We start from the raw sequence: 1,063 nt of genomic DNA, 5'->3' as shown, positions 1-1,063 counted from the left end.
CTAGAGCAGATCACGGCGCGCTGTAGCGAGGTGAAGGGCTCGGGGCGGCATCGCTGATGCGGGCGATGGTCGCCCCGAACTCGCAGGAGGCGGAGATGGCCGCTGCGTACTCGCAGGACCTGCGCGACCGCGTGCTGGCCGCCGCGCACGCGGGCCTCACGCACGGCGCCGTGGCGCGGCGCTTCGCCGTCGGCGAGAGCACCGTGCGCGGGTGGCTCCGGCGCGAGCGGCGCACCGGCAGCGCCGCGCCGCGGCCGAACCGGGGCGGCCGCCCCAAGCTCGACGCCGCGGGCGACGCGGCGCTGCGCACCCTGGTGGCCGAACGGAACGACCGCACGCTCGCGGAGCTGGCCGCCGGGCTCCGCGAGCGCGCCGGCGTCGGCGTCAGCGTCATGGCCGTGTGGCGGGCGTGCGAGCGCCTCGCCCTGCGGCGGAAAAAAAAGGAGCCTCGCCCCCGCCGAGCAGACGCGTGAGGACGTCGCCGCGGCGCGCGCCGCGTGGCAGGCGGCCGCGCCGGCGCTGCGCCCGGCGGACCTGGTCTTCGTCGACGAGTGCGGGATCGCGACCAACATGGCGCGGCTCTACGGGCGCGCCGAAGGCGGGCGCCGGGCCGCCGGCGCGGTGCCGCACGGGCGCTGGGAGCGGCTGACGGTGCTCGGGGGGCTCACGCTCGAGGGCCTGAGCGCGTGCATGAGCGTCGAAGGCGCGGCCGACACCGCGGTGATGGCGGCCTTCGTCGAACACGTGCTCGTCCCGACGCTGCGGCCGGGCCAAGTCGTCGTCCTCGACAACCTGAGCGTGCACCGCGCCGCGCGCGTACGCCGGCTCGTCGAGCGCGCCGGCTGCGAGCTGCGGTTCCTGCCCGCCTACTCGCCGGACCTCAACCCCATCGAGCCGGCGTGGAGCAAGCTCAAGACGCGGCTGCGCGCCGCCGGGGCGCGGACGACCGCCGCCCTCCACGACGCGCTCGCGAGCGTCGTCGACGCCATCACACCCGACGACGCCCGCGGCTACTTCCGCCACTGCGGCTACGGCCGCTACGCCGCGCCGTGATCTGCTCTAG

1 protein-coding gene and 1 pseudogene are annotated in these 1,063 nt (G+C 76.9%); both read left to right on the top strand.

Annotation, left to right across the window (positions count from 1 at the left end):
* The first annotated feature begins 65 nt into the window (after window positions 1-65).
* The gene (locus PYV61_RS25705; protein ID WP_275836735.1) at window positions 66-473 is read left to right on the top strand and encodes a helix-turn-helix domain-containing protein; all 408 of its coding nucleotides are present in this window, start codon (window positions 66-68) and stop codon (window positions 471-473) included.
* Window positions 474-510: 37 nt separating this feature from the next.
* Window positions 511-1,053, top strand: a pseudogene (locus tag PYV61_RS25700) (IS630 family transposase); the annotation flags it as partial.
* Between the last annotated feature and the right edge of the window lie 10 nt (window positions 1,054-1,063).

The sequence above is a fragment of the Roseisolibacter sp. H3M3-2 genome, from assembly GCF_029211165.1.
Classification (GTDB): domain Bacteria; phylum Gemmatimonadota; class Gemmatimonadetes; order Gemmatimonadales; family Gemmatimonadaceae; genus Roseisolibacter.
The sequence above is the reverse complement of the archived record's forward strand: the minus strand, read 5'-3'. Positions and strand labels throughout refer to the sequence as shown.